The 536-nt window shown below is 77.8% G+C and carries 1 protein-coding gene; it reads right to left on the bottom strand.

What is annotated here, in order from left to right:
* Positions 1 to 536 (bottom strand): CopD family protein (locus B7767_RS43425; protein WP_143653038.1); only part of this gene is annotated, 536 nt, incomplete at both ends.

Below are 536 nucleotides of genomic sequence, written 5' to 3'. Positions count from 1 at the left end.
GTCCCCCCCCCCCCCCCGCCGGTGTCGCCAGGAGGGCCGTCCAGCGGCGGGACAGGGCCGCCGCCAGGAGCAGGAAGAGCGTCGCGGCGAGTTTGACGGTCAGGGTCCGGCCGTATGCCGTCTCCGTGAGGGCGGACCAGGAGCCGAGGCCGCGCCAGGACTGGTAGACGCCGGTGACGACGAGGACGGTCACCGAGGCGAGGGCCAGGCGGGAGAAGCGCGTGACCGTGGCGGCCGGCGGCGGGGTCTTCGCGCGGTGGAGGGTGAGGAGGAGGGCGGTCAGGCCGCCGAGCCAGCACGCCGTCGCCAGCAGGTGGAGCACGGACGACGCCATGGCGAGGGGGACCTGGATGCCGGCGGAGGCGTGTTCGGCCGCCGCCCAGGTCAGGGCCAGGGCGAGGGAGACGGCCGCGCCGGCCGCCAGGCGGGCCCGGGGGGTGCGGTGCCGCAGGAGCGGCACCAGGACGACCGCCGCCGCCAGGAGCAGGGCGAGGCGGGTCAGCAGGGCGATGCCCGGACGGCCGGTGAGGGTGCCG

Source organism: Streptomyces sp. 13-12-16, from assembly GCF_002114215.1.
GTDB lineage: Bacteria > Actinomycetota > Actinomycetes > Streptomycetales > Streptomycetaceae > Streptomyces.
This window is presented reverse-complemented; position numbering and strand designations above follow the sequence as displayed.